28 protein-coding genes and 2 pseudogenes are annotated in these 25311 nt (G+C 58.3%); 11 read left to right on the top strand and 19 right to left on the bottom strand.

What is annotated here, in order from left to right; all coding sequences use genetic code 11:
• Positions 1-64: 64 nt before the first annotated feature.
• Positions 65-1657 carry an MFS transporter gene (locus tag ABH944_RS31930; RefSeq protein ID WP_404611286.1) on the bottom strand — a complete coding sequence of 531 codons (1593 nt, stop codon included), beginning with the start codon at positions 1655-1657 and terminating at the stop codon, positions 65-67.
• 245 nt (positions 1658-1902) lie between these two features.
• A complete protein-coding gene (locus ABH944_RS31925; RefSeq protein WP_404611332.1) occupies positions 1903-2205 on the bottom strand; it encodes a hypothetical protein in 303 nt (100 codons plus the stop codon).
• Positions 2206-3060: 855 nt separating this feature from the next.
• On the opposite strand from ABH944_RS31925, the gene ABH944_RS31920 reads away from it, so the two are divergent.
• The 6 genes from ABH944_RS31920 (at position 3061) to ABH944_RS31895 (ending at position 7213) form a co-directional block, all read left to right on the top strand.
• Positions 3061-4005, top strand: a complete 945-nt coding sequence (locus tag ABH944_RS31920) for a metallophosphoesterase family protein (RefSeq protein ID WP_062091396.1) — start codon at positions 3061-3063, stop codon at positions 4003-4005.
• 36 nt (positions 4006-4041) lie between these two features.
• On the top strand, positions 4042-4386 hold the full coding sequence (locus tag ABH944_RS31915; protein WP_062091397.1) for a cupredoxin domain-containing protein: 345 nt from the start codon (positions 4042-4044) through the stop codon (positions 4384-4386).
• Between the two features lie 163 nt (positions 4387-4549).
• Positions 4550-4930 (top strand): DUF2946 domain-containing protein, encoded by a 381-nt coding sequence (locus tag ABH944_RS31910; RefSeq protein ID WP_404611287.1) that lies wholly within the window; start codon positions 4550-4552, stop codon positions 4928-4930.
• A 108-nt stretch (positions 4931-5038) separates the two neighbouring features.
• The gene (locus tag ABH944_RS31905) at positions 5039-5935 is read left to right on the top strand and encodes a hypothetical protein (RefSeq protein ID WP_404611288.1); all 897 of its coding nucleotides are present in this window, start codon (positions 5039-5041) and stop codon (positions 5933-5935) included.
• Positions 5936-5949: 14 nt separating this feature from the next.
• Entirely contained in the window at positions 5950-6330 is a 381-nt protein-coding gene (locus ABH944_RS31900; protein WP_404611289.1) for a copper resistance CopC family protein, read from the top strand.
• Position 6331: 1 nt separating this feature from the next.
• A complete protein-coding gene (locus ABH944_RS31895) occupies positions 6332-7213 on the top strand; it encodes a CopD family protein (RefSeq protein WP_404611290.1) in 882 nt (293 codons plus the stop codon).
• A gap of 192 nt (positions 7214-7405) precedes the next feature.
• Here ABH944_RS31895 and ABH944_RS31890 read toward each other — a convergent pair whose 3' ends face one another.
• The 4 genes from ABH944_RS31890 to ABH944_RS31875 all read right to left on the bottom strand — a co-directional run bounded on the left by ABH944_RS31890 (position 7406) and on the right by ABH944_RS31875 (position 9559).
• Positions 7406-7960 (bottom strand): cytochrome b, encoded by a 555-nt coding sequence (locus ABH944_RS31890; protein ID WP_404611291.1) that lies wholly within the window; start codon positions 7958-7960, stop codon positions 7406-7408.
• Between the two features lie 383 nt (positions 7961-8343).
• On the bottom strand, positions 8344-8583 hold the full coding sequence (tatA, locus tag ABH944_RS31885; RefSeq protein WP_404611292.1) for a Sec-independent protein translocase subunit TatA: 240 nt from the start codon (positions 8581-8583) through the stop codon (positions 8344-8346).
• A gap of 344 nt (positions 8584-8927) precedes the next feature.
• Positions 8928-9260, bottom strand: a complete 333-nt coding sequence (locus ABH944_RS31880; protein WP_404611293.1) for a DUF4148 domain-containing protein — start codon at positions 9258-9260, stop codon at positions 8928-8930.
• Positions 9261-9295: 35 nt separating this feature from the next.
• Entirely contained in the window at positions 9296-9559 is a 264-nt protein-coding gene (locus ABH944_RS31875) for a DUF4148 domain-containing protein (RefSeq protein ID WP_404611294.1), read from the bottom strand.
• A gap of 864 nt (positions 9560-10423) precedes the next feature.
• On the opposite strand from ABH944_RS31875, the gene ABH944_RS31870 reads away from it, so the two are divergent.
• Genes ABH944_RS31870 through ABH944_RS31860 form a run of 3 tightly spaced genes read left to right on the top strand, consistent with a single transcriptional unit; the run spans position 10424 to position 11613 of the window.
• Positions 10424-10963: a sigma-70 family RNA polymerase sigma factor gene (locus ABH944_RS31870; RefSeq protein ID WP_404611333.1), complete on the top strand. Its 540-nt coding sequence runs from the start codon at positions 10424-10426 to the stop codon at positions 10961-10963.
• Positions 10960-11205 carry a hypothetical protein gene (locus ABH944_RS31865; RefSeq protein WP_404611295.1) on the top strand — a complete coding sequence of 82 codons (246 nt, stop codon included), beginning with the start codon at positions 10960-10962 and terminating at the stop codon, positions 11203-11205. The genes ABH944_RS31870 and ABH944_RS31865 overlap by 4 nt, the downstream gene beginning before the upstream one ends.
• Positions 11206-11244: 39 nt before the next feature.
• Complete coding sequence (locus tag ABH944_RS31860; RefSeq protein WP_404611296.1) at positions 11245-11613, top strand: hypothetical protein; 369 nt, start codon at positions 11245-11247, stop codon at positions 11611-11613.
• A 634-nt stretch (positions 11614-12247) separates the two neighbouring features.
• Here ABH944_RS31860 and ABH944_RS31855 read toward each other — a convergent pair.
• Together ABH944_RS31855 and ABH944_RS31850 are read right to left on the bottom strand one after the other, a co-directional pair.
• Positions 12248-12694 (bottom strand): hypothetical protein, encoded by a 447-nt coding sequence (locus ABH944_RS31855; RefSeq protein WP_404611297.1) that lies wholly within the window; start codon positions 12692-12694, stop codon positions 12248-12250.
• Positions 12695-12722: 28 nt separating this feature from the next.
• The gene (locus ABH944_RS31850) at positions 12723-12968 is read right to left on the bottom strand and encodes a hypothetical protein (protein WP_404611298.1); all 246 of its coding nucleotides are present in this window, start codon (positions 12966-12968) and stop codon (positions 12723-12725) included.
• Between the two features lie 939 nt (positions 12969-13907).
• Here ABH944_RS31850 and ABH944_RS31845 point away from each other — a divergent pair.
• Entirely contained in the window at positions 13908-14129 is a 222-nt protein-coding gene (locus ABH944_RS31845) for a hypothetical protein (protein ID WP_404611299.1), read from the top strand.
• Positions 14130-14865: 736 nt separating this feature from the next.
• On the opposite strand, the gene ABH944_RS31840 is transcribed toward ABH944_RS31845, so the two are convergent.
• The 9 genes and pseudogenes from ABH944_RS31840 to ABH944_RS31800 form a co-directional block, all read right to left on the bottom strand.
• A complete protein-coding gene (locus tag ABH944_RS31840) occupies positions 14866-15243 on the bottom strand; it encodes a copper resistance CopC family protein (protein WP_404611300.1) in 378 nt (125 codons plus the stop codon).
• A 752-nt stretch (positions 15244-15995) separates the two neighbouring features.
• Entirely contained in the window at positions 15996-16313 is a 318-nt protein-coding gene (locus ABH944_RS31835; protein ID WP_404611301.1) for a DUF4148 domain-containing protein, read from the bottom strand.
• Between the two features lie 207 nt (positions 16314-16520).
• A pseudogene (locus ABH944_RS31830) lies at positions 16521-16822 on the bottom strand (transposase); the annotation flags it as partial.
• A 188-nt stretch (positions 16823-17010) separates the two neighbouring features.
• Positions 17011-17851, bottom strand: a pseudogene (locus ABH944_RS31825) (tyrosine-type recombinase/integrase); the annotation flags it as partial.
• Between the two features lie 209 nt (positions 17852-18060).
• Positions 18061-19641: a glutamine-hydrolyzing GMP synthase gene (gene guaA, locus ABH944_RS31820; RefSeq protein WP_404611302.1), complete on the bottom strand. Its 1581-nt coding sequence runs from the start codon at positions 19639-19641 to the stop codon at positions 18061-18063.
• A gap of 232 nt (positions 19642-19873) precedes the next feature.
• Entirely contained in the window at positions 19874-20683 is an 810-nt protein-coding gene (locus ABH944_RS31815) for a hypothetical protein (protein ID WP_404611303.1), read from the bottom strand.
• A 2-nt stretch (positions 20684-20685) separates the two neighbouring features.
• Positions 20686-22146 (bottom strand): IMP dehydrogenase, encoded by a 1461-nt coding sequence (gene guaB / locus ABH944_RS31810; protein ID WP_404611304.1) that lies wholly within the window; start codon positions 22144-22146, stop codon positions 20686-20688.
• 211 nt (positions 22147-22357) lie between these two features.
• On the bottom strand, positions 22358-22687 hold the full coding sequence (locus ABH944_RS31805) for an RnfH family protein (protein WP_404611305.1): 330 nt from the start codon (positions 22685-22687) through the stop codon (positions 22358-22360).
• Positions 22687-23121, bottom strand: a complete 435-nt coding sequence (locus ABH944_RS31800) for a type II toxin-antitoxin system RatA family toxin (RefSeq protein WP_062086854.1) — start codon at positions 23119-23121, stop codon at positions 22687-22689. Before ABH944_RS31800 ends, ABH944_RS31805 begins: the two co-directional genes overlap by 1 nt.
• Before the next feature lie 99 nt (positions 23122-23220).
• Between ABH944_RS31800 and smpB the strand changes: the two genes are divergently transcribed.
• Positions 23221-23670, top strand: a complete 450-nt coding sequence (gene smpB, locus ABH944_RS31795; protein WP_047896703.1) for an SsrA-binding protein SmpB — start codon at positions 23221-23223, stop codon at positions 23668-23670.
• A 100-nt stretch (positions 23671-23770) separates the two neighbouring features.
• Here smpB and ABH944_RS31790 read toward each other — a convergent pair whose 3' ends face one another.
• The gene (locus ABH944_RS31790) at positions 23771-24712 is read right to left on the bottom strand and encodes an SPFH domain-containing protein (protein ID WP_165089046.1); all 942 of its coding nucleotides are present in this window, start codon (positions 24710-24712) and stop codon (positions 23771-23773) included.
• A gap of 69 nt (positions 24713-24781) precedes the next feature.
• Positions 24782-25210 carry an NfeD family protein gene (locus ABH944_RS31785; protein ID WP_404611306.1) on the bottom strand — a complete coding sequence of 143 codons (429 nt, stop codon included), beginning with the start codon at positions 25208-25210 and terminating at the stop codon, positions 24782-24784.
• Positions 25211-25311 lie beyond the last annotated feature (101 nt).

The following is a 25311-nucleotide window of genomic DNA, read 5'->3' as shown; positions in this document are numbered from 1 at the left end:
ACATAGTCTTGCACAAGAGGCTAACAGCCTTCGCCGCCGGCGTTGATGCAAGCCTCAGCCACCGCTATTCGCCCCGCACTTTGAGATCGAGATGGCTCACTCGCACCGGCGGCACAAACCACGTGAGGCATAGCCCGGTGATCGCCGCTGCGGCTGCAAGCGCAAGACCGGCGTGGATCGATTCAATAAGTGCGCTGTGCGCCGAATTCATGATTGCATCTCCAGCGTGGCCTGCATCGACAAGTCGGCTGACCAACGCGGCCTGCTCTGTCCGGTCGATCATCAGTGCCGGACTCGCGAACGACTTGAACCACTGCATCGCCTGATAGGAGTCCAGCGAGCTGTGCACACCGCGCGCGTAAAAGTGACTGAGCAGCGAGCAGGTCATCGCGGTACCGAGGATGCCGCCGAAAGTCCGAAGCGATTGCAGCAACGCGGTGGCCGCACCGAGATGACCGCGCGCTACAATTTGCTGTGAAAAGATCGTGAGGTTCGACGCCACCAGACCGAGCCCGATCCCGCTGGTGCCCATGCACATCACCCAGACGAGATGAGGCATCTTGCTCGTGATAGCGATCACGCAGAGGCAGGCGATCGTGAACAGGCCAAAACCGGCATACATCGTGATGTTGGCTCGCTTGACCCGCGTGACAATCCGATTGTTGATAGTGCTACCCACGGTCGTGCCTACTACGAGGGGGGTGATCAGCATGCCGGAATGGGCCGGAGACATGCCAAAGCCTCCCTGGAACAAGAGCGGGACGTCGAACAGCAGCGAGAACATAGCGAAGCCGCCCAACACTGACATCGCAAAGAGCGCCGCCAGCTTACGATCGATCAACATGTCCACCGGCATGATCGGGTTGGCTGTGCGCCTTTCCCGGATCCACAGCGTCAGTCCGCCGATTGCCGCGACCAAGCCGAGTGGTACTGTCAGCTCAGTGATGCCTTCTTTCGACAAAAATTCAATCAGCAGCAATACTGCACCGAACGTCACCGCGAGCGCGCATGCGCCGAGCCAATCCAGACGCGCCAGTCCAGGTTGGCGCAGGTGACGCAAGTGGGGCAAGAAACGGTAGACGAACAGCAAAGACACAATGCCGATCGGTACGTTGACGAAGAACACGAGCCGCCAGTTGCCATACTGGGTCATGAAGCCTCCAAGGGCAGGTCCAATGATGTTGGCCGCGCCGAATGCCGAACTGATGAAGACCTGCCAGCGCAGACGTAGTCGCGGGTCGGGGAAGAGGTCAGCGACGGTTGCGAAGACCGTGCCAATCATGATGCCGCCACCGATCCCCTGCACGCCTCGCGCGATCACGAGGTACAGCATGCTGTCGGCCATACCGCATAACAGCGAGGCGACGGTGAAGAGAACTATGGCCGCGAGCAGCAGGGGCTTGCGACCGAAGAGGTCGCCGAGTCGGCCGAAAATGGGGATCGTTACTACCGATGCCAGCATATAAGACGTGGCGACCCATGCATACAGGTCAAAGCCCTTGAGATCTGTGACGATCCGAGGCAGCGCGGTACCAACGATTGTCTGGTCCAGCGCGACCAGCATGGCCACCAATGCCACGCCCAGCATCGCCAGCAGCGATTCGCGAAAGGGCAGCAATTGCCGGTTCTGGTCATGTGGAGCGGCGTCGGCAGTCATGGTGTGTTCCATTAGATGTCAGGGGCAGTGGAAGCCGGTAGAGCGGGCGACATGCCTGCTCGCGCAGCACGTTGATGGATTGGCACGCCTTCGAACCAGCCACGTGACATGCAGGAACTCCGTGACCATCCTGCTGCCGATTCAAATCCGCAAGCGTGGTCAGACGCGCCCTGGCCCAATAATCGGCGTGGCCTGAAATCGCCGATACCGGCAAGGGTATTGCCGCACATACCCAGCCTTACCGCTCAATTTGCCGACTGTGGCCGAAAATAAGTCCTTAGGCCGGCGAGCGGGGATCCGTATCCACCTGACTGCGTATTGTTCGGCAAGCCATTGACAAGTTGCGCTCGCGGATCCATCGGGTTCAGGTTCAGCTCTCCGGCCTGGCGATTACCGTGAGTGGGATACTCGCTGCCGCGTGCAGCCTGCGGCATCAACTGCGTGCTGTTTTCGGGCGCGTTGACATCGTCATAAGGACTGAGGCCTTTCGCCGCGACGCTGCCCGCAGCGCTACACAACACTGCTAGCAGGAGTGCCCTCAATGCCATCGGCGCTTGCTTCACGCTCACTCTCTCGAAGAATATTTTCATGTCAACGCTCGTTAAGGTATCGAAAGCGTGAAGCCTGCTATCGACTTGGTTAGTCAGAGCGACGCTCTGTACAACAAAACAGCCGAGCCGATTTCCTTATCCCCAAGTTCCGTTCGCTGCTTGCTTCACAACTCGCGCAACATCCGCTACGCCTGGGCAGTCGGGACGATACGCTTGTTGTTTAATTGGCGGCGCTGTTCCCTATGGCTGCATCCTGTTGCGCCAACTGCTGCCTCATGCGGGCGACCTGCGCCGTGAACATCGGGTTGACGTCTGGCTACGAGGTTTCGGTCATGTGGTTCAGGCTGTTCTGCTACGGGTCGATCATTTCCTGAGTGACCACGGCGCGGGTCTTATCTTGAGCAAACGCCCTCGACGACGTGAAATCCGCTAGAGAAATGGCGGTCATGGAAAATTTCTTCATTGCGGCCCCCCTGAGCGTGTTGTGCGATCTGCAATGAATAGACGCCGGTTCCTCGAAAAATATTCCCGCGTTTTCAATAAAAATATCTGCCGCCCGTCAAGGCAACTCGGCAGTGGCTAGCCAGCATCAGACAGCAGGTCCGTATCCGCTAGCGGTCTGATCACGTTGTCGCGACACACCTTGCCAGTGCTACCCAGGTGCACGGCCAGTTAAGCGGGCACTGCCTTCAGCCAGGACGGGAACCGGTCGCGCGGAACCCACTGCCTCAGTCGAAATGTTATGCCTCCTGGAATAAAACGAAAGGCCCGACAGTCTAGCTATCGAACCCATTCAAAAGGCCCGTCGGATACTCCGGCGATCTACCTCTTGAATCTATTCGTGAGGTCACCATGTCGTCAAATCTTCCATCCGATCCATCCCGTCGCGGCGCGTTGAAATGTCTCGCTTTCGGAGGCGTGGGTACCGTATTTGTCTTGGCCGGCGGTATTCTCGCGCCGGTGGACCTGGCTCTCGCCGCCACGGCGAAGGATTCGTCAGTTGCCTCGGGGATCCCCCTGTTCCTCCAGATCAGCGACTCTCATATTGGCTTCAACAAGGAAGCCAATCCCGACGTCGCGGGTACGCTCAAGCAGACGATTGACTACGTGAACGCTATGCCAATCAAGCCGGCGCTGACGATCCACACGGGCGATATTACGCATCTCTCCAAGGCGGAAGAGTTCGACCTGGCAGCCCAATTGATGTCAGGTTTAAATATCACCGAGTTGCATACCGTGCCCGGCGAACATGATGTGACCGATGGGACAGGGACGGAATACTTCAAGCGTTTCGGCCAAGCCTCCGACAACAAAGGCTATTACAGTTTTGACCACAACGGCGTGCACTTTATCGGCCTCGTCAATGTCATGCATTTCAAGCCAAACGGTTTGGGTGGTTTGGGCGACGACCAACTCGCCTGGTTGGAAAATGATCTGAAGGGCCGTTCGTCCAGCACGCCGATTGTCGTCTTTGCGCATATGCCGATGTGGACGATCTACGAACCGTGGGGTTGGGGCACAGGCGATGCTGGCCAGGCGATGAGCTATCTGAAGCGCTTCGGCTCGGTCACGGTCCTGAATGGGCATATCCATCAGATCGTGTCTAAGGTGGAAGGAAATATCACCTTCCATACGGCGCGCTCGACGGCCTATCCGCAACCGACGGCCGGCAACGGGCCCGGACCCGGGCCGCTGAAGGTGGCGAGCGATCAGCTTCCGAAGATGCTTGGCGTGACCAGCATCAAGATCGTGCGCCATCCGCTCAAAGCGACGCTCTCCGACACGACGCTCGTCTGAATTTCCACATCGCGCTCACCAACCAGGAACCACGTCATGTTAACCACCGCTCTTCGCCGCGCCTTCTTCCTCTCCCTCGGGGTCGGGATGCTCATGGCGGCATCCGCTGATTTCTCCGTCGTGCAAGCACAGGAGACCAACGCCGTTGTTTTGAAGAATTTCATGTTCTCGCCGATGTCGCTCACGATCAAAGCCGGCTCGACCGTGACATGGAAAAATCTTGATGGCGAACCGCACACAGTTGTCAACGACTCCGGCCTATTCCGCTCCAGCGCGCTCGATCAGAACGACACCTACAAGTACACCTTCGATAAACCGGGTGTCTACAAAATCTTCTGCGGCATACACCCGAATATGAAGGAGACCATTACCGTCCAGTAAGGACGCTCTACCGGAGCTAGCGCCGCGCGAAATTGGGAAACCGTTCGCAAGCTGAGGTTCGAGGACTGGGCCATCGCGAACTTGATCGCGGGCCTTGGCGGCGCTCACACCTTCCCATTAAGCGCGCCCTATCGTCATTGCATTATCTGCGTCCGCCTGGCATATGCTCAGCCATTTCCACCGGAAGATTGGCAGTATTTTAGGATTGCTTGCGATTCTGATGGCAACGCTCGCGCCGACGGTCTCGCAAGCGCTCGCCGCGAATCTTCGTGTGAACACCGTGTCGAGTGCACATTGTTCCATGCCTTCGATGCGAGACCATGAGCCAGACATCAAGTCCAGTCCGCAGTCAATGATGTCCGACGGGCAGTCCTGCTGTTATTGCGGTCTGCTTGCGCACATGCCCGTGGTGCCCATTGTGCAAGCGCCTTTCGCCATCACGGTTAGGGCAGCCGCGTACCGTGTAACGGCTCGCTTGGAGAGCGTCCGCCACATCGAACCGCTCACTTCCTCGCAGCCTCGGGCTCCTCCAGTCTCGTCCTGATTTGAGTCACACCGAAGCGATGCATTTACCGCATCGCGATGTCTTCGCATGTTTTTTCACAGATGCGCGAGGGCTTACTACGACTCACAATAAGGATGAACCAGAACCATGCACATCATTTCAACGCGCCGCGGGAAACCGTTGCTCGCGGCGTCAATCGTTTCGGCTGCGGCAAATGCAACCCTGCTCATGCCCTCGCTCGCCACCGCTCACGCGATCGCTGGAGACCGTGTCTTTCCGTCGACACTTGCCGTGGACGATCCCGGCGTAGGTGACGAAGCTAACCTTGAATATGGTCATCAACGCGTTCCCGGTGACAACGGCGATCAAGGCATCAACACCTTCCAATTCGAATATGACAAGCTGATCACGCAGAGGCTGGCGCTATCGGTCGATGGCACGTATGCGTTGCAAAACAACCCGACGGCCCGCGGCTTTGATAACTTTGGGGTTGGATTGAAGTATCTGCTATATGTCAACGAGCCGCACGAATTCATGTCGTCCATCGGTGTCAATGCAGAGCTAGGTGGCACAGGAAGCAAGGCAATTGCCGCCAGTTTTTCGACCATTTCTCCGACGGTGTTCGCTGGCAAGGGATTTGGCGATCTGCCTGATTCACTTGCCTATTTGCGTCCGATCGCCGTGACGGGCGAGGCTGGCCCCGCGTTAGCCATTGGCGCAGGGCACCCTAACGCGTTCAACTATGATTTTACGGCGCAATACAGCCTGCCGTATCTACAGCAGCACGTGCATGACATCGGTTTGCCGCAACCGCTGGCGAACACTATCCCGCTGGTCGAAATCCCACTGTCGAGAAGCCAGGGCCAGACGACGGGGACCGTCAACCCGGGCTTCATCTGGATCAACCGCTACGGTCAATTTGGCATCGAGGCTCAGATTCCAATCAACCGAGCGAGCGGTTCACGCGTGGGTATCCTGGTGCAGGCCCACATTTTCTTTGACGATGTAGCGCCGACTACGATCGGCAAGCCGCTATTCCAGTGATGAAGGAGCAAACGATGAAAGAGCACGGAAACGTTTGTCGGCAGCTAGCGAAGAAGTGTCTTGCGTCTGTCGCGGCGCTCTGCCTCGCGAGCGCTGCGTTCGCTCATGTTTTCCCGCAGAAGCAGGAGCCAGGAGCCGGCACAACGGTCGCGTCGCCCCAGCGGATCAAAATTGCATTTGACGGGCAACTGGAGCCGTCCTTTAGCACTTTGACGGTAACTGATACCAGCGGTAAGCAGGTGAACACCGTAAAAGCCGCCGTTGATGCTGAGCAATCGACGGTAATTTCCGTTCCCCTGCCTTCTCTATCGGCGGGTCACTACACCGTACATTGGGCGGCTGTGGCCTCTGATGGGCATCGTACCCATGGTGACTATTCATTCGACGTGAAATAGCGTGCAACACACCTTTGACTCGCCCGTCATCGCGCAGATGGTGCTAGCTGCCGGCGCTGACATTGCGTTCGCGATTGCGGTGGGATCCGCCTTACTCGCCGTTGGAGGCGCAGTGCGCCTTCGTGCCATGCGGACAACGCTTGTCGTGTGGCTCGTCTTGCAAGGACTCTATCTGCCTTTGCAGGCGAGCGTGATGTCTGGCATGACACTTGGCGATGCCTTGCCCGCGATTCCGCTCGTGATCACGAAGTCACACTTTGGGCTAATGTGGACGATTGGAACCGCAGCCGGATTCACCGCATTGATCGCGGCGTTTGCGCTGCGCCCCGCAACAAAAAAGTCGACTTGGACGAGTCTGCTTATGACTGGATTGATCGTTGTCGCCCTGGCCCATGCCGCTTCGACTCACGCGGCAGATGCGGGTAACTTCTCGGTTGCAGAACTGGTGCATTTCATCCATCTGCTGGCGACAGCAGGATGGGCGGGTGTAGTTATCGCTGCGGCTTGGCCGTTACGACGAACATTTACGGTCACGCCGAACGCTGTCGCGCACATCACGCGACTGTCGAACGTGGCAACGCTCACGTTCTTGTTCGCGATCGGGACAGGCCTCATGAATGCGTATCGCGGACTCGGTGGATCGCTGGTTCCGCTGACCAACAGCCTCTGGGGCCAACTGCTGCAAGCGAAAGTGCTAATTGCGATTGTGGTCATCACGATCGGGGCGATTAATCGCTTCGCCTTCATGAAACGCATACGCATGGGCGATTCTCGTGCACTACCTGTCTTTATGCGGCTAGTAAAGGTAGAGGCCGTCCTGATGCTCATCGTGCTGATGGCGGCCGCGGTTCTGGGACACAGCATCCCTGCCGCGGCCGGCTAACCGCCATACACCGTTTCCGTATCGGCGACGCTCGTGACGTCACGAGTCAACATCTGTCCCATGATGTCGAGATCGCTGACGACAGTTTAGGTGTCGCATTTTCGCTGGTTGGTTGCCCGCAGTGGATGAGTCAGCAACAAGGCGAGTAGACGTATCTGATCGAAAGCGAAATCAATAGCCGCTGTGCGTTTGTCACGTCACCCGTGCACCACGGTTCGGTCGATCAACATTGGGCGCTTCGCCTCCGCTCGCCATGCTGGAAAACACGCCATCCCTGCGGATCAATCCGTGGAACAACGCCGCCGACGCGTGCATCAGGAAAGTCCCGGACAGTAGTAGCGCGAGAAACATGTGGGCCTTACGCAGCATCAGGTAGAGGTGCATGTCATGCGGTGCAATCGGCGGCAGATGCAGCGAGCCCAGCAGCACAATCGGATAACCCTCGGCGGAAAGCATTGACCAGCCCACCAGCGGCATCATCACCATCAGCGCGTACAGCGCAAGGTGCGATAGCGAAGCCGCCAGACGCTGCCAGCCGGGCATGTCGCGTGGCAGCGGTGGCGTGCCGTTCTTCAGCCGCACGACGATGCGGATCAGCGCCAGGACCAGTATCAAGATGCCCAACGGCTTGTGGAGCCCGAGCAGGTTCCGGTCCAGACCAATGATCAACATCGCAGCAATGAGCACTGCCATGAGCCAGTGCAGCGAGCGAGCGGGAAAACTATAGTGGGTAGTGTGTTTATTCATTGGCTGTTTCCCTCTCTTGGGAGAAAAATGGTGCTTGTGTTTGGTGATGATTCTTTACGGGGGTTGCCGGATGGTTCGGCGCTGCGGGGAAAACTATTGGGTCGGAGTTGCCGTCAAGGCCCGCACCGTGGGTCCGCGCTGCGCCCGCGATGGGCGAACCACGGATCGATTGGGCGATACACCGATCTCGTGAAATTGATTTCACGTCATTGCGGTTTTGACCTTCTGACCGGTGATGCCATAGCCGATTGAACTCCGTGGAGACACGCTTCGCACGGATAGACTGCGAAACCCGCTTTTTTATTCCGGACCCTCTCGCGCTGCAACTAGACGGAGGCCCAGCACGAAATGAGGTATACGCCAGCACGCGATGTAACCGGCGTTTAGCGGCAATCACCAAAGCGCGGCGTCTTTTTCTTCCCGTCGACATCGACGGTGTCGTCGCACGGCAGTTCGCGCTGCTGCGCATCGGCCGCTAGCGTCTCTGCCTCTTTCGTGCCTTCCTTAAAGCCCTTCACCGCAACGCCCAAGTCCCTGCCGATATTGCGCAGCTTCTTCGTGCCGAACACCAGCGCGACGATCAGCAAAACGATCAGCCAATGCCAAATACTCAACGAACGCATGACTTTACTCCTTGGCCCCGCCCTCGCGTTTCCACACGGCGAATATCTTGTGCCTTGCAGCCTGAATCGAGCCGCGCACCCCTAATCTGCGTGACATCGGGTGGCGTTGCACGGAAATGAGCTAGGGCGGGGCTTCCCTGGTCGCGCGATCCACGCTGGTGCGACGCGCGGCTCACGGCCTTCTCGACTGTGACGCTCAGCGTCACCGGCTGCTTCAGCAGGTAGCCCCCTCCACGCACCCAGGCACTTCTCAATCAGATCGCACACCGCCTTAATGTCGTACGGTGCACACCTATCGGATCTGGACGGTAATCTGGCGTAGATGCGGATCCGCTCGCGCCGACTCAAGGCGACGGCTGAGACGTCGGTTTTGTCTGCGCGGTCTGGCCTGCGGCCGCCAGCGCGTCCCTTTCCGCTTGATGTTTAGCTGCGACCTTTTGCTCTGCCGCAAGAATGTCGGCAGGGTAGTCTCCGTCATCGCCCTGAGAGGGGTTATAACCGACCGACTCCAGCTCCTCGAGCTCATGCAGCACTTCTGCTCGAGTGAGTTGATGCTTGTTGGATTCCGTCGGCGTTTGCGCGTACACACAGCCGGACGTTGCCATCAGCGTTACGCTCACGATGAGCGAACCAAGCATTGGCTGGACGATAGACCCGTTCAAATATTTCGATTTCACGTCAGTACTCCTTGTGTTTTTAGAAATCTTGCGTGTCAGTTGGAGGTGCTCTCCGTCATTCCGGTATTTGGCGCCTTCGCTGCATTTTGTTGGGCCAGATGCTTCTCCTTCATACGGGCAACCTGTGCTGCAAACATTGGGTTGACGTCTGGGTACGAGGATTCAGTGATGTAGTTCAGGCCATTCTGTTGTGCTTCGATCAGTTCCTGATAGACCTCGGCGCGGGTCTTGCCTTGAGCAAATGCGCTCGACGATGCGAGAACAACCAGAGAGATGGCAACCATTGCAGATTTCTTCATTTCCGACTCCTGAGTGTGTTGTACGGTAGCAATGAGTAAACTCCGTTTCGGCGTTGGATATTCCCACGCCACTCAAAACATCCGACTCGCGGGCCTAAAGATAATTTCAAGTGCAATGGGAATAAACGCGCTGCGATCCAGGTAAACATTCATGTCCGGCCATGCATCTCGCCCACTGGAGTGCCACGAACGGCTGCAGCGTCATCGGAGATGTCGTGCGTGACAAAAGCTGGAAGTCGATCACTCCTTGGCCCGGTGTTCCAATTTCTTAAAAGTCCGTTTAATGCTTTTTGGATCGCTCGATGAAGAAGCAGCTTCTCGCATTGGTAATCTTGTGCCCACCGGCGGGTACTATGCGCGCGCAAAGTCGTGTGACGCCGTATGGCCTGATCGATAAAGGCTTCGAGGCGCTAAGCAATATGCGCGTGACCGGCAAGACCGCCAGCGGTCGACAGTGCTTGCTCGATACAACCTTCGGTCTGAACAGTCCCGTGGGGGTTGAGAGGCACCGGGGATCTGGGCGGTGGTCTGGCCGCGGTATTCACACTTGAGAAAGGCTATGGACTCAATACCGGAAAGCTCGGCCGAGGTGGTGCCAAGTTCGAACGCCGGGCCATCGTCGGCCTGAGCAGCAATCGGTACTGAACCGTCACGCCGGGTCGTCAGTACGCCGGCGCGGCGGAGTATCTGGGAGACTTCGAATTCGGTGATTTCGAAGCCCGTAGCCGCCCGGCGCGAACATGAAGAACATCATTCGCACTACGCAACGCCACGACTAAAATGCGTGAGAGAAGGAGCGACTAAATGAAGATGTCCCGCGTTCTCTCGGGCGAATCGCCCGTCGGTGGCTCTGGCATTCGTTCGATGAGTTTCGAAGCGGAGGTCGTTTCATGGCTCCCGCAGTTGCGCCGCGATGCGAGAGGACTAACGAACGATCCCGCGTGGGCCGACGATTTGGTACAGGACACCGCCGAGCGCGCGCTCACGCGCTGCACGACATTCCGTCCGAGCAGTAACCTGCGTGCGTGGCTCCTCGCGATCCTTCGGCACCTCTACATCGATCAGTTGCGGGTACGTCGAGAGATTGCCGTTGACGATGAACACGCGCCGTTGTGCAAGCTGGAGGCTCCCCGGGGCGAGTTCGACGGGCTCGTGTTGCGCGACGTCCAACGGGCGCTCTATCGGCTACCGGTCGAACAGCGCGAAGTGCTGCTGCTCGTCTGCGTCGAGGAGTTGACATACCAGGAAGCGTCGAGCGCGCTCGGCGTGCCTATCGGTACGGTGATGTCGCGGCTGTCGCGCGCGCGTGAACGCCTGCGCGCGCGTGCACACCTTCGCGTGCTGCTGACCGAGGGATCGACGAGTAAGTTCTCACCACAGCAAGTAGTGAGAGATCCGTTATGAACAACGATGATGATCCTAATTCCGTGCTCAGGCCCGACCTGCCCACGTTGTCGGCGTTCGTCGACGACGAGTTGCCGGATGCGGAGAGCGCTGGCGTACTCGCGCGTCTTGCAAACGATCCCCATGCCGCCGCGCAGGTCGCTGCCTGGCGTGCGCAGAAGTCCACGCTAAAAGCGCTGTTCAGCGCTCCCGCGCATGAAGATCCATCCGTCGTTGTACATGCCCCAGACCCTTGGTGGTGAATCTGCATCGCGGCGTGTTTGCTCGTGCCCGGAACAGACGTGACGCTCGCGCTCGGAGCGTTAGCATCGCGTTGGATCAACAACGGCATCGTCGACTATCCAATGACGCTCGCAAAACGCGTCGACGTCGCCTATCCGGTCTATGCGCCCAAATGGCATCATTCGGTCGAGGTCACGGCCACCGAAGAAGAACATCTGAACAGTTGCCTGTCGAAACGTCTGAACCATTCGCTGTGGGTGCCGTCAAGTCGGGAGGTCTGTGATTCGTTGGTCGGCGGCCGTCTGTTGCCGGGCGAAGTACGTCTGGTGGCGCCGGTTTATGCACGAAAATCCGACGGGTGCACGGCTCACGCTCTACGCAACTGGTACTTCCACGGGCGAGACCACGTTTCGTCTCTTTCGCGCTGACAACTAGCCTGACATGGGGGGCTAACAACCAGGTGAGCTATGAGTTGGCGGCCGGAGTCCTGGCACTCGTGTAGATGCATTAAAAATGTCACCCGTTGAATGCCAAGGTAAAGGAATAAAAAGTTTCCCTCAAGACCAAGTCTTGCGTGGTTGGGGATAGTGATCCCTCCGTTGCGAACCTTGATGACGGGTCCGGTTTCTCGTCGTCTGGCTACGGAACTGATCCGCACCAGTCAACCATCTGGCTCAAGGTGAGCGCCGACTTAGCGCGGCTGGCCATCCGACGCATTGGCGGAATAAAGGGCACGTAGAACACGCTAGCAAAATTAATGAACAATCGGCCATGCGACCGTCACCGAAACGCAATGCGCCAGAAAGCTACGTTTGTTGGATGGCGGCTTTATTTGTCGGTGGTCTTCAGGGTCTTTTAGCTAGCGTGACCAAGGAATACTGTTAACAGAATTGGCGCATTTCGTCAGATGCTGCCACGCGGCGGATCCCGTCAGAGTGCAACCCAGATCTGCTGGATAAGAGACGTTATCCTTATCATATGGTCGCCGCTCGACCTGCTGTTCTTGTCGCGCCGGACCCTTTCTCCGAGGGGCAATCGTGCTACGGGCAGCCCTTCCTCGGGTCAAGAGGCGATGCGCCAGACGGCCGAAGTCACTCGCTCGGTATTCAAGCCGAACTGCCTGGCGATGGAAATCAGACGTTCCTGCCATTCCCACGTGCCAAACACGTCGTGGACGTTCTGCAGGCAGCTCAGCAAAGCGATTGTTGTCGGGTCATACACATTGATGTGTGCGCGCAGTAGAGCCTTTTTCAACGCTGCGACCCCCGCATCCATATAAGCGGGAATCTCGTTCGACGCCTTCGCGAGAAAGCGAACGGGCACCCCCTCCATCGTCGTGCTGTAATCGCGCGGCTGGATCAGGCGACCCACTGGACACCCGCCAAGGTAACCACAGTAGGCGCCGCCGCCGCGCTGTAACAAACCCGCCCGACCCTGCTGCTGCAAGTGCATAGCAGCGCGGTCAAAGATTTCCTGGTGGCTCAGGAAAGCTGTTGTTTCCGTTTTCATCTCATGCTCCTTCTGCCTTTTGGCCCTCTTACGCTGCAAGCCGATAACCCATCATTGCCGGCCGTGCAATCGCAGGAAACACACACCACGCGCCGTCGTCGTGCCGAAAGAAAAAAATTGCACGCGAACCGGCCGCGGCCGAGACCTCGACGCGCACATAGCGTCTCTTGTGTAAGCCCATGCGACCAGATTGGACTACGCGGATCCGCATCGTTGGAGTGGGCGCGAGCCATTTTTCTACCAGGAAACGTAGGGACTTCTCGGCGATGTTCATGTCCTTCTCCTTCCACTTCGGCCTCACTACTCACGCTGGCGGGCTGGTTAGTCGCCGTATGCCACGACCTGTCAACCGTCCGGCGTACACTGAGCAGACCACCGCAGTGCCCGCCTTATTCCCGAGTTGCAATTTTTGGTAGCCTTCAACGTTCGGCCAGTTGTTCAGCAACTACCGCTGTTCGCGGTGAAGTCATCGTGACAGGTTGCTTCTTTAGTCGAGTTAGCCATTGTCTCCGCACGAGGTGGTGCGTACACGAAGCTCAGTACCGCCGCCGGGAGCCAGCGCACCCGACAATCACGAACTGCAACTGGCTGTAGAAGTCGCCCGGAACATTGGGCTTCCAACGCTCGTTCTTGGTGCAGGCCTCCCGCGCTCTGCTTCCCAACATCGGCAAGACCGCGGGTAATCGGTGAACACCTGATCGATTGCACGACCGATGGGCGTCGTCGATGCGTTGCAGAAGGTGAGCAGGTCGTTGTTAGCGCGGGGTGCATCGTTAAACCGGCTGATAGCGTAGACTGCCGCACAATATTTCGAAGAAAATGCACGACAGCCGGGCTGCTCAAGCCGTTCAACCGAGGGACTTGGCGTCGTCATAAGTCGACACCCGATTGCCAATACACGCATCATGGAAAATCTGCATGCCGCAATGCTTTGCAGAGCGCTCGCGTACGTTTTCTTCCCGAATCTCGACCTCTGGCCCGCATTGTCTGGAGGGCGGTTCCTTTCAGTCGAACCGCCCTAAACTATCGGGTGCGCAGCCATGCGGTGCGTCCGCTCGCCGCAGCGGCACCCCGACGGCAGCGTGAACACAGCGCGGTTATTTTTAGGCACCCGCGTTGCTCAGGAGTCGCCCCCGTAGCCGCGGTAGATTCGGGAATAACCAACCGCAACCGACAGTCTTGCACAGTGAAAAGACACAAAAGGGGCGTCACAATGGACATCATCGACATGGCCCGTGCATCGGGAATGGCGGTCCTTCTCGACGGAAGGATCGGCCGCGAGGAATATCAGAGCGTATGTGGTTCGCTGTGGGCATTGCAGCGATTTGCCGATGCTGTACGTCAAGCCACGGCGGACCAAAACGGCAATCAGAAGCGCGCCAAAAAACCGCCCACCGCGCATAGGAAAAGGTCCACGGCACAAGCCGTGCGGTAGGACGCTGACCGGCCGATCTGAATCCGTTATGCGTATGCGCTCACCAGATCCTAGTAGGTCACGTCGTCGATAGGCATAAGCCCCTTTCCGCTTCGAGCAATTGCAGGTGTACCTGCTCGTGCGTCGTGGTACCTTGCGCCGCTACTGCATCCGCGATTGCGTGTAGCCCCAATTGGCACTGGCCACGCCTTAGCCGGCTACGATAATGCACACCGTCTGCAGCTAAAGACCAGCCTCGCTGTTGCTTCTCAACCCGACACTTTCGTTTATTGAATCTGGTGTTCCGTTCTGTTGTTACAGTAGCTGACCTATGTTTGCGTAGGATGCTGGTATCAACGGAACGGGAGGTACCACCATCCCAATGGGACGACCGAAGGCCGAATTGGTGTTGAGCGTAGACGAGCGGTCGCAATTGACTTCGATAGCCCCGCATAGACGACCGCGCCGGCGGCCGCGAGTGACTACACCGCATAGCCACGACGCGCGCTACCGAGTGCCGTCAGCGCAACGCCAGGAGGCCTACCATGGCCGCCGCTTGCAGCCAGATCAGGTATAGCCCCGCAGCGAGCGAGAGCGCATATAAAGCGCCCAGTCGCCAGCGGCCCAGGGAGGCAGCGGAGCCCCGGCCGTGGCTCCTGAGCATCTAAGCGCACGCAGGTACCCACCACCACCATCCCGAACAGTATGCCCTGCCCGACGGCGACCACGGGTTCCATGTCGGCGAGCGACTCCATCACTACCTGACCGTGAAGGTGTATTCACCTTGCGTGCGATGCCCGTCCGCGGCGACCGCCACCCACGTGACCGTGTACACCCCGGGCATCAATGCGTTCAGCGCCACCCACATGTGTTTCGCGTTGGACGGATCGACCACCGCCTTGCCACTCGTTACGGACATGCCGCGCGCATCAGTCACGGTGATCGCACTGAATTCCGATTCGAGTCCGTCATCAAAATCGATAGTCACCGCCTGTTGCGAACTGGGCACCGTGGAGCCAGCGGCCGGCACTTCGTGCTTCGGAAAGGCGTGAGCATGTGCCAGTTGCGCGATCGCCAGTGTCAGCGACGCAACGAGGCCGCGCGCGGTGGATGCACTCAGGAAAGAGGTTTTCATGGATAGCTCAGCGTTTTGCCTGGAGAGTTGGGAAACAGGTCATCGACATCCGTCGGGGCCGGAAAGACACGGCCACCACCGACCCTTTAGCCGGAGCCGTCAGCAAACCGGCAAAGCAATCGGAGGTGCCGCCTACCGCCTCAAAGTCGCACGCATGGTTCACACGTTGAAACACAAATTTCATGAACTGGGCAATGTCACATTAACGTTCAGCCAGTGGAAGTAGCGACTGGACACGTTGAAGCCGCGCTGCTGTTGCCATCGATATGTCCGATCCTTCATCAGGTATACGGTCCAGTTCGTCGGCGGGACGTCGGAGCGTCGTTGTCTGAACGTGGCGCGTTGCTCAGACATGAGACTGATAGGGCACTGGCGCGGCCTTCGCGAAACCGACCAGGTAGGCTCAGCATCGAACCGGTACCATCGGGCACCCCGACGGCCAGAGCTGGGATTCATGATTTGGCCAATGCCATCCACTTCGGCGTGGTCCATCAGCGCTTCGCGATCAAACGATTCACTCCGGATGATGCTCGCTATCGAGATTAACCTGCCAGACGCCCCGCGTCGTGGCCTGCTCACCGGCAATTTCCAAAGTCCGGCTGTCGTTTGCTAAGCCACTCGACACCTGCACCTTTTGCTTGCATTCTTGGCCAAGCCGAAAGCCTTGTTCGGAACCATCGACACGCGCCCCTCAGACCGACCCAAGCCAGCATCGAGCATGGGGCGCGAACTGTATTCGCAATCCACCGGATTCAGGGACTGAGCTTAGTCTGCGCTATCTGGTTTCCACCGGTCAGCGCATTCTTTTCCGCTTGATGTTTGGTCTCCAGCCTTTGTTCCGCCGCCTGAACGTCACCTGGGTAGTAGAGATCATTGGGAATCGGGCGATATCCAACCGACTCCAACTCCTTGAGTTCTTGCCGCACTTCTGCACGGGTGAGCTGATGTGTGCCGGGTTCCAGCGACGTTTGCGCGTACACAGAGGCTGAAGTTGCCATCAGCACTGCACTCGCGATGAGCGAACCACGCGCGGAATGAACAACAACCCGATTCAGCGAATTCGGTTTCATGTCAATACTCCTTGAATGTTCGAGCGAATGATGTCCACAATCGACTTGACTGCGCAGCATGACGCCCTGCACTGGTAAACCGCCAGACCGTCCTCCTTATTCCCAATTCGGTTTCGCAGGATGTATAGCCCGGGGTCATGGTTGACACTTCTGGGTAATTCAACTGCCTCGACTCAGATGCCTTGGAACCAGCGAGACACCATGAATGCGATAGCGCCGACATGGTCCAGCCTGCGCGTCCCAGGCGCGATTAATGATGAGCGTCGGGATGCCCTTGTGCCGGCGCTGGATCTCGGGCTCCCACAGGCGGGATATCGGTAGCTCCAGGCCGCCTCGACCAGCAACTGCCTGGCGTAGCTGTTGCCAGTTTTTTCAATGCTGCGCCGGCGCTGCTTGTCGCCCGATGAATGTTCGGGTCGCGTAACGCCCATCCAAGCCATCAATTGACGCGGGTGGTCGAAGCGCGACAGATCGCCGACCTCAGAAAGTATGCCTACGGCCATCGTGAACGGAGGACGCTGGAGGATGCCTCGACGAAGTGATCGCGGGTCGGCTCCGCATCGCTTCAAGACCATGTGATCTCGAAAAATCCGACTCGATGTCCAGGGTGTTCCAGCCTGATCCAACGTAGTCCGAAAAAAATTACACCGACTTCTCCAGTAACAATCGAGCAAGTGCAGACCTCGCCGCAGCAACCTCTAACTCGTACTTTTGCCACGGACGGTGGGGCCGTCGCGAAATCCACTTCGTCCCATGTGGCCTCGATGAATTCCGACTTGCGCACCAGGTGAGTAGCATGAACCTGATCGCCAGGCGTAAGGTGGATGTCGTCGCCGTCTGCTCAAGCGCATTGAAAAAGGTATGAATCTCAGCAGGCGATAACGTCCTGTCGTGAGCCTTGAATCTTGCAATAGCGCTGGGTCGGATCGACTCGGCCGGATTTTCAATTTTCAATCCGCGAGCATTGATGAATCGAAAGACCTGCAGCACGATTTCACGCGCGTGAACTGCCGGCGCTGCCGCCCCACGCTCCTTAATCTTTTCGCATCTGGCCATCAGCCGCACAGGTGTGATCTCTTCCAGCTTCAATCGACCAAATTCGTCTGCGAGGTTGCGGTCGTAGACCGACTTGCGCATGTCTCTCGTGGAATCGGCCAGATGAGCCTCGGCGAAGTATTTCTCCGCCCATTTTCCGAACGTTAGCGCATCGGCAACTTCGGACCTCTTTTCAACTTTGGAGCGTGAAGGGCTCGCCCCCTGTTCGACAGACCTGCGCGCCCGACCGAGCAGCAAGCGTGCCTCTGCGAGGGATAAGGAAACGCCCTAGTCCAGCTCGTTCAGCCCGCGCGCCTTCCTGGCCCCGACCGTCGGGTCATATCTGCCTATCACCAGAGTCTCGCGGCGTCCGTTCACTCGTTAGTCAAACCGCAAACTGATGACTCCCTTCCGCGTAACGGCGACGTAGAGCCCCTGCTGGTCTGCAACCTGTAGCTCTTCTCAGCGGGCTTGAGCGCCCTCAACTTCATGCCCGTGAGCATGAAACCCCTCCGTAAACTGATACCGTCAGGCCGTCTGACGGTATCGGTTTGGGTCGTTCAAGGAGCGGATCTCTGTACCGTCAGCAATACCGACATATTTGTCGTGCACTGCTGGGACATAGTGAGACGACATGGGACACTAAGTTACTGTTTTTAAATCGGAATATTGAAAAATCCGACGACGTGAAACGACTTGAAATGATGATAGTTCACTCCCACTCGATCGTAGCCGGCGGTTTCCCCGAAATATCATAAACAACGCGATTAATCCCGCGAACTTCATTAATGATCCGGTTCGAAACATGTCCTAACAGCTCATGCGGCAGATGTGCCCATTGCGCGGTCATGAAGTCCAGCGTCTGCACGGCCCGGAGAGCAACCACATACTCATAAGTCCGCCCATCGCCCATCACGCCGACGCTTTTCACCGGCAGGAACACCGCAAAAGCCTGACTGGTCAGCTCATACCAAGACTTCCCGGACTCCTTATCGACCGTATTCCTCAACGTTTCGATAAAAATCGCATCCGCGTGGCGCAGCAGTTCGGCGAACTCCTTCTTCACCTCGCCCAAAATCCGCACACCCAAACCCGGTCCCGGGAACGGATGCCGATAAACCATCGCCGGCGGCAGCCCCAGCTTCACACCCAACTCCCGCACTTCGTCCTTGAACAATTCGCGCAACGGCTCAAGCAACTTGAGGTTCAGCGTCTCAGGCAAACCACCTACGTTGTGATGGCTCTTGATCGTGTGGCCCTTCTTGCCCTTGCCTGCCGACTCGATCACATCCGGGTAAATCGTCCCTTGCGCGAGCCACTGCGCGTCCTTCAGCTTGTTGGCTTCCGTCTGGAACACTTCAACGAACTCAGCGCCAATGATCTTGCGCTTCGCCTCAGGATCGGTCACCCCGGCAAGCTTCGACAAAAACACTTCGCTCGCATCAACATGAATCACCTTCACACCAAGGTGATCGGCGAACGTGGTCATGACCTGCTCGGCTTCGTTCAACCGCAGCAACCCGTGATCAACAAATACGCACGTCAATTGCGCGCCAATCGCACGATGCAAAAGCGCTGCCGCCACCGACGAATCCACGCCGCCCGACAAGCCCAGGATCACATGTTCATCGCCAACTTGCGCGCGGATCTTCTCCACGGCTTCATCAATGTAGTGTCCCATCTCCCAGTCCGGCCGCGCACCGCACAACTCGAGCACGAAGCGGTCGAGCATCGCGCGCCCCTGCACTGTGTGCGTGACTTCCGGATGCCACTGGAGACCGTAGAAATGGCGTTCGTCGTCGGCCATGGCGGCGATCGGGCAAGCCGGTGTAGATGCCATCAGCTTGAATCCGACCGGCATGTCCGACACCTTGTCACCGTGGCTCATCCACACTTTCAGCATGCCGTGACCTTCAGCCGTCTGGAAGTCTTCAATGCCGTTCAGGAAGCTCGTGTGGTTATGCGCCCGCACTTCGGCATAACCGAATTCGCGAACATTGCCGAGTTCAACCTTGCCGCCGAGCTGTTCGGCCATCGTCTGCATGCCGTAGCAAATGCCGAGCACCGGCACGCCGAGATCGAAGACAACGTGCGGCGCCCGCGGCGAACCGAGTTCGGTGACCGAGTTCGGACCGCCCGACAAAATGATGCCCTTCGGTGCGAACTCACGGATGAACGCCTCATCGACGTCGTACGGATGGATCTCCGAATACACATGTGATTCGCGGATGCGTCGTGCGATCAACTGGGTGACTTGGGAGCCGAAATCGAGAATCAGGATCTTGTCGTGCATGGCAGCGGCCGGAGGGCGAGTGAACAGAAATAGTTGGCAAAAACGCAAAAAACGAAAACGCAAGCAGCAGGAGCAATGTCCCGCGCATCACGTCACGCAGAAAGTTCAACGGCCGGCGCTTGATGCCGACCGCAGCAAGACAGATTCATCGATACAACGAAACGCGGCGCTCCGTTCCCCGATCAGTGTTAGATCGACCCGACGCAGCCTTCGGGACCTGCGCGTACCACCCTCAGCGCGGATCGCGGCGAATCGGATCGATAAACTGGCCGGTAACCGGATCCACCGTACGGCCGGTGACCGGGTCAATCGGACGACCGGTTTCAGGATCGATCTTGTGACCGCTGACGGGATCGAACGCGCGGCCAGTGGCGGGATCAAGCGTGCGGCCTGTCGCCGGATCGATAGCATGTCCGGTAGCAGGATCAAACGCCGTAGCCGATGGCGCAGCGGGACGTGGTATGGCCTCGCCCACGACCGGCTCGGCCAACTCACTATCCCAGCGAGGATTCGCTGGTGCGACGGGATCGGACGACAAGGGCCTCGGCGGCGGAGTCACGCGCTCCACACGCTCTTCCGCCTGCGTCTTCGCCGCGCGCTTTTCGGCGCGCTCAGCCGCAGCAGCCCCCGCCAGCGCGGCGCGCTCACGCCGCCGCACCGCACCTGATAGCCTCACGCTGCCAAGCCCCAGCACCAGCATGCCCACGCCCACCAACGCCGCGATCACCTGACCAAACCCCGTCAACTCGGGCGTACGCAGTCCGAGTAGCCAGACCATCATCACCAGGCCCGACAACCACTCCATGTTCCCGGAAACCTTGGCGACTGTCGCAGTCAGCGCACCATCGACAGCGGCATGAACCGCAAGCCACGCAAGGCCGATCAGCGCAACCCCGAACAACTGTCCGACAAACGGCGGCTGCACGGTTACGAGATGCATCGACGCCCACAAAGCTGTCCATGGCGTAAGCAGGAACAACACGCCAAACGCCAGGAAGATCAGTGCATTGATGACAAGAACGGCGCGCAGCAGCGGTTTCATGGTCAGTCCACGTGGTAGTTGGGCGCTTCCTTCGTGATCTGCACGTCGTGCACGTGCGACTCGCGCATACCAGCGCCCGTGATCTGGACGAACTCGGCCTTGTCGTGCATTTCGCCGATATTGCGGCAGCCGCAATATCCCATGCTCGCCCGCACGCCGCCGACCACCTGGAACAGGATGGCGTTGACAGAGCCCTTATACGCGACCTGCCCTTCAATGCCTTCGGGCACGAGCTTGTCGATATTCACCGAGTTGTCCTGGAAATAGCGGTCCGCCGCACCGTCCTTCATCGCGCCGACCGAACCCATGCCGCGATACGCCTTGAACTGGCGGCCCTGGAACAGGAAAACGTCGCCGGGTGATTCTTCCGTGCCGGCCAGCATGCTGCCCATCATCACGGCGTCCGCGCCGGCTGCAAGCGCCTTGCTGACGTCGCCGGAAAAACGCACGCCGCCGTCGGAGATCACCGGCACGCCCGAGCCCCGCAATGCGTCCGACACGTTCGCCACCGCCGTGATTTGCGGTACGCCGACACCCGCCACGATCCGCGTCGTGCAAATGGAACCCGGGCCGATACCGACCTTCACTCCGTCCGCACCGTACTCCACGAGCGCCTTCGCGGCTGCCGCCGTGGCGATATTCCCGCCGATCACTTCAATGTGCGGATAGTTCTGCTTCACCCAGCGCACGCGTTCGAGCACGCCCTGGCTGTGGCCGTGCGCCGTATCCACGACAATGATGTCCACGCCCGCGGCCGACAGCAGCTCAACGCGCTCTTCATTCTCCGGGCCCACGCCCACTGCCGCGCCAGCGCGCAGTTTTCCGTGTTCGTCCTTGCAGGCATCCGGGTGTTCGGTTTGCTTGGTGATGTCCTTGACGGTCATGAGGCCGCGCAATTCGAACGAGTCGTTGACGACCAGCACACGCTCCAGCCGATGGCTGTGCATCAGCGCCTTGGCGTCAGCGAGCGGCGTGCCTTCCTTGACGGTCACGAGACGTTCACGCGGCGTCATGATCTTGCGCACTTCGTCGTCGAGACGTTCTTCGAAGCGCAGGTCCCGGTTCGTCACAATACCGATCAGTTGCTGCCCTTCCACCACCGGGAAACCGGAAATACCGTGCTGTTGCGTGAGAGCGATCACGTCGCGCACTTTCATTTGCGGCGGAACGGTGATCGGATCGCGCACCACGCCGGATTCGAAGCGCTTTACTTTCGCGACTTCGCGGGCCTGTTCGGCAGCGGTAAGGTTCTTGTGAATGATGCCGACGCCGCCGAGCTGGGCCATCGCGATTGCGAGGCGGCCTTCGGTCACCGTGTCCATGGCCGCGGACAGCAGAGGCATATTCAGGGAGATCTTGCGGGTAACCTGGGTTTTCAGGCTGGTGTCACGCGGGAGAACATTGGAAAACGCGGGCACGAGGAGCACGTCATCGAACGTGAGTGCTTTCTGGATCAGACGCATGGCAAATCCTATGGGCGCAAAACCGAATTATACCGATAGTTCCCCGGATTTTCACTGCCCGAACAGCAGGTTAGGCGACGTTTCTCGTTTTCCGCCGCAATTTACGGACCCTGGCCGGGCAAGCGATTTACACCGCCGTTTCGGTTTTTCGCTCGATTTATGTTCGATACAAGTTCGGTTTTGCGGATGCCGGCCGAAAAGCGGATTGCCCCTACCGCGCTTCCTTACGCGTCCACCGCCGCCCTTCAATGGACCCGCCGCGCCGTGTCTTCTCGACCCGCCTTTGCCGCGCCACTTTCGGATCGACCTTCAGCGGCCGATAAATCTCCACCCGGTCGTGATCGGCGAGCACGCCATCCAGCGCCTGGATTTTTCCGAAAACGCCCACTTTCTGCACGTTCAGATCGATCTCGGGAAACTGTGCGAGCAATCCACTTGCCTCAATGGCTTCCCGCAGGGTCACCCCTTCGCCGAGGGAAAGCGCACGCACCTCGCTCTGCCCCTCCGGCAACGCATAACAAACCTCGACGGACAAAGTCATCACTTTCCATACCGCTGATCGGCGCGCTTCACGAACGAATCCACGAACGTGTGCGCAATGTGACTGAAAACCGGCCCGATGATCTTCTCGAGAATGATGTTCGAAAACTCGTAGTGCAACGCGAACTCTATCTTGCAGGCGTCCGCCCGCAACGGCGTGAACCGCCAATATCCGGTGAATTTCTTGAAAGGACCGTCCATGAACTCCATATCGATGGTGGTCGGCCGTGTATGCACGTTGCGAGTGGCGAAATGCTGCTTGATGCCCTTGAAATTGATGTGGATCTTCGCTTCCATGCTGTGTTCGTCGTGGTGACCTACTTCCACGCCTCCACACCATGGCAAGAAATTCGGGTAATCGGCGACATCGGTGACGAGGTCGAACATCTGCTCTGCAGAATGACGTATCAATACAGTTTTCTGGACATCTGCCATAAAGGACGCAACGCGTGGCAAGAGTGGGAAGCTTTGCGGGCTTTACCTCGCCCACGCTGCTAAAATCAGGATTTTAAACGAGTTAGGCACTTTTCATTCATGAGCATCATCGACAACAGAAAAGCCTTCTTCGATTATTTCATCGAAGATCGCTACGAGGCGGGGCTCGTGCTGGAAGGGTGGGAAGTCAAGGCGCTCCGGGCCGGCCGCGGCCAGATCAAGGAAGGCTACGTCATCATTCGTGACGGCGAACTGTTCCTGATCGGCGCACACATCAGCCCGTTGCCTGAAGCATCGACCCACATCCATCCGGACCCGGTCCGCACGCGCAAACTGCTGCTCCACAGCGAAGAGATTTCGAAGCTCATCGGTAAGGTCGAGCAAAAAGGCCACACGCTCGTCCCGCTGAACTTCCACTACAAAGGCGGTCGCGTGAAATGCGAGATCGGCCTCGCGAAGGGCAAGAAGCTCCACGACAAACGCGAAACCGAGAAAAAGCGCGATTGGGAACGCGAAAAGGCCCAAATCATGCGCGGTGCCAAGCATTGAGCACCACCAGCATGACAATGAGCATATTCAACGCAAAAAGGGCGCCGACCATATAGTCGACGCCCTTTTTTGATGCAGCCGGCTGGTTCCAGGTAACGCTTCAGCTCTTGCGGATCACGCCACCCGCTGTTCCATCGCCCTTGATGATGCTCAGCGCCGACGCGATCATCGAACTCATCTCCGACAAATTTCCCGGCACGATCAGCGTATTGCCCTGCTTCGCGATGTTCCCGAACGCCGTGACGTATTGCTCGGCCACCTTCAGGTTCACCGCTTCCATGCCACCGGCGGTCTGGATAGCCGCACCGATCTTCTCAATTGCCTGAGCATTCGCCACGGCCACCGCGAGAATGGCCGACGCCTCGCCTTCGGCCTGGTTGATCTGCGCCTGACGCTCACCTTCAGACTTATGGATGGCCGCCTCACGCGCGCCCCAGGCAATATTGATCTGCTCCTGCTTGCGACCTTCGGACGCAGCAATCACGGCCCGCTTCTCACGCTCGGCCGTAATTTGCGCCTGCATCGCGTGCAGGATTTCCTTCGGCGGCGTCAAATCCTTGATTTCATAACGCAGCACCTTCACGCCCCAGTTCGCCGCGGCCTGGTCGAGCGACGTGACAATACTATGATTGATGTAGTCGCGTTCTTCGAAGGTCTTGTCGAGCTCGAGCTTGCCGATGACCGAACGCAACGTGGTCTGCGACAACTGCGTGATCGCGTAGATGAAGTTGCTCGATCCGTACGACGCCTTCATGGCGTCGGTCACCTGGAAGTACAGCACACCGTCCACCTGCAACTGCGTGTTGTCGCGCGTGATACAGACCTGGCTCGGCACTTCCAGCGGAATCTCCTTCAGCACGTGCTTGTAGGCCACGCGATCGACAAACGGCACCACGATGGTCAACCCTGGCGTCAAGGTCGCGTGATAGCGCCCGAGCCGCTCCAGCACCCATGCGTGTTGCTGCGGCACGATCTTGATCGTCTGCGCCGCAATCGCGATGACGATAATCAACAAAATTGCCCCGATGATAGTCACGTCCATCTCTACTCCTTGTTATGCGCGTGTTGCTTATCGATCTGCTTAGGAAAGCTTAAGCTCTGGTCAAACGTCTCAGCGTGTTGCCGCCACCACGAGCGTGTTGCCGGAAAACGCCGTGATCCTGTAGAGCCGCGCGCCTTCGGTCTCCCCCGGCGCCAGCTCGATGTCCCATTCCGCCCCGCGATAGAGCGCCCGCGCGCGGCCCTCGTGCCACTCGTCCACCTTCAGCGTTTCGCCAATATCCAGGTTCACACCCGGATCATGCGACGCATCGCGCCTCGTCACGTGTCCCAGCTTCGAGCGCCGCAACACAGCGACGGCGATCATCGCCACCAATGCAGCCACGAGCAGTTCGATCTCCAGTCCCGCTCCCAGCAAATGCGCGATCCCGCCCGCGATAAAACCAAGCGCGACCATCAACAGATAAAAAGTACCGGACATCAGCTCGAGCAACACGAGCGCCCCGGCGCCGATCCACCAGAAAAGTCCGTTAGCAGCCATGCGTTTCCTCCAAACAAAAACACCCCGGAACGTCCGGGGTGTTATAGCACGCTTACTGTTTTGAAAGGTTGATACTCTTTCGATACAGCCACATGTTTTAC

It is taken from the genome of Caballeronia udeis (assembly GCF_044909315.1).
Classification (GTDB): domain Bacteria; phylum Pseudomonadota; class Gammaproteobacteria; order Burkholderiales; family Burkholderiaceae; genus Caballeronia; species Caballeronia udeis_A.
Note: the sequence above shows the minus strand (reverse complement) of the source record. Positions and strands in the feature narration are given on the sequence as shown.

What these genes read in the sequence shown, in the direction of transcription:
- ABH944_RS31890 (WP_404611291.1), bottom strand. Translation starts at nt 7,960, where the DNA reads ATGAATAAACACACTACCCACTATAGTTTTCCCGCTCGCTCGCTGCAC.
- ABH944_RS31815 (WP_404611303.1), bottom strand. Translation starts at nt 20,683, where the DNA reads ATGAAACCGCTGCTGCGCGCCGTTCTTGTCATCAATGCACTGATCTTC.
- ABH944_RS31870 (WP_404611333.1), top strand. Translation starts at nt 10,424, where the DNA reads ATGAGTTTCGAAGCGGAGGTCGTTTCATGGCTCCCGCAGTTGCGCCGC.
- ABH944_RS31865 (WP_404611295.1), top strand. Translation starts at nt 10,960, where the DNA reads ATGAACAACGATGATGATCCTAATTCCGTGCTCAGGCCCGACCTGCCC.
- ABH944_RS31910 (WP_404611287.1), top strand. Translation starts at nt 4,550, where the DNA reads ATGCTCAGCCATTTCCACCGGAAGATTGGCAGTATTTTAGGATTGCTT.
- ABH944_RS31790 (WP_165089046.1), bottom strand. Translation starts at nt 24,712, where the DNA reads ATGGACGTGACTATCATCGGGGCAATTTTGTTGATTATCGTCATCGCG.
- ABH944_RS31915 (WP_062091397.1), top strand. Translation starts at nt 4,042, where the DNA reads ATGTTAACCACCGCTCTTCGCCGCGCCTTCTTCCTCTCCCTCGGGGTC.
- ABH944_RS31900 (WP_404611289.1), top strand. Translation starts at nt 5,950, where the DNA reads ATGAAAGAGCACGGAAACGTTTGTCGGCAGCTAGCGAAGAAGTGTCTT.
- smpB (WP_047896703.1), top strand. Translation starts at nt 23,221, where the DNA reads ATGAGCATCATCGACAACAGAAAAGCCTTCTTCGATTATTTCATCGAA.
- ABH944_RS31835 (WP_404611301.1), bottom strand. Translation starts at nt 16,313, where the DNA reads ATGAAACCGAATTCGCTGAATCGGGTTGTTGTTCATTCCGCGCGTGGT.
- ABH944_RS31875 (WP_404611294.1), bottom strand. Translation starts at nt 9,559, where the DNA reads ATGAAGAAATCTGCAATGGTTGCCATCTCTCTGGTTGTTCTCGCATCG.
- ABH944_RS31805 (WP_404611305.1), bottom strand. Translation starts at nt 22,687, where the DNA reads ATGACTTTGTCCGTCGAGGTTTGTTATGCGTTGCCGGAGGGGCAGAGC.
- ABH944_RS31930 (WP_404611286.1), bottom strand. Translation starts at nt 1,657, where the DNA reads ATGACTGCCGACGCCGCTCCACATGACCAGAACCGGCAATTGCTGCCC.
- ABH944_RS31850 (WP_404611298.1), bottom strand. Translation starts at nt 12,968, where the DNA reads ATGAACATCGCCGAGAAGTCCCTACGTTTCCTGGTAGAAAAATGGCTC.
- guaB (WP_404611304.1), bottom strand. Translation starts at nt 22,146, where the DNA reads ATGCGTCTGATCCAGAAAGCACTCACGTTCGATGACGTGCTCCTCGTG.
- ABH944_RS31925 (WP_404611332.1), bottom strand. Translation starts at nt 2,205, where the DNA reads ATGGCATTGAGGGCACTCCTGCTAGCAGTGTTGTGTAGCGCTGCGGGC.
- ABH944_RS31855 (WP_404611297.1), bottom strand. Translation starts at nt 12,694, where the DNA reads ATGAAAACGGAAACAACAGCTTTCCTGAGCCACCAGGAAATCTTTGAC.
- tatA (WP_404611292.1), bottom strand. Translation starts at nt 8,583, where the DNA reads ATGCGTTCGTTGAGTATTTGGCATTGGCTGATCGTTTTGCTGATCGTC.
- guaA (WP_404611302.1), bottom strand. Translation starts at nt 19,641, where the DNA reads ATGCACGACAAGATCCTGATTCTCGATTTCGGCTCCCAAGTCACCCAG.
- ABH944_RS31905 (WP_404611288.1), top strand. Translation starts at nt 5,039, where the DNA reads ATGCACATCATTTCAACGCGCCGCGGGAAACCGTTGCTCGCGGCGTCA.
- ABH944_RS31800 (WP_062086854.1), bottom strand. Translation starts at nt 23,121, where the DNA reads ATGGCAGATGTCCAGAAAACTGTATTGATACGTCATTCTGCAGAGCAG.
- ABH944_RS31920 (WP_062091396.1), top strand. Translation starts at nt 3,061, where the DNA reads ATGTCGTCAAATCTTCCATCCGATCCATCCCGTCGCGGCGCGTTGAAA.
- ABH944_RS31785 (WP_404611306.1), bottom strand. Translation starts at nt 25,210, where the DNA reads ATGGCTGCTAACGGACTTTTCTGGTGGATCGGCGCCGGGGCGCTCGTG.
- ABH944_RS31845 (WP_404611299.1), top strand. Translation starts at nt 13,908, where the DNA reads ATGGACATCATCGACATGGCCCGTGCATCGGGAATGGCGGTCCTTCTC.
- ABH944_RS31840 (WP_404611300.1), bottom strand. Translation starts at nt 15,243, where the DNA reads ATGAAAACCTCTTTCCTGAGTGCATCCACCGCGCGCGGCCTCGTTGCG.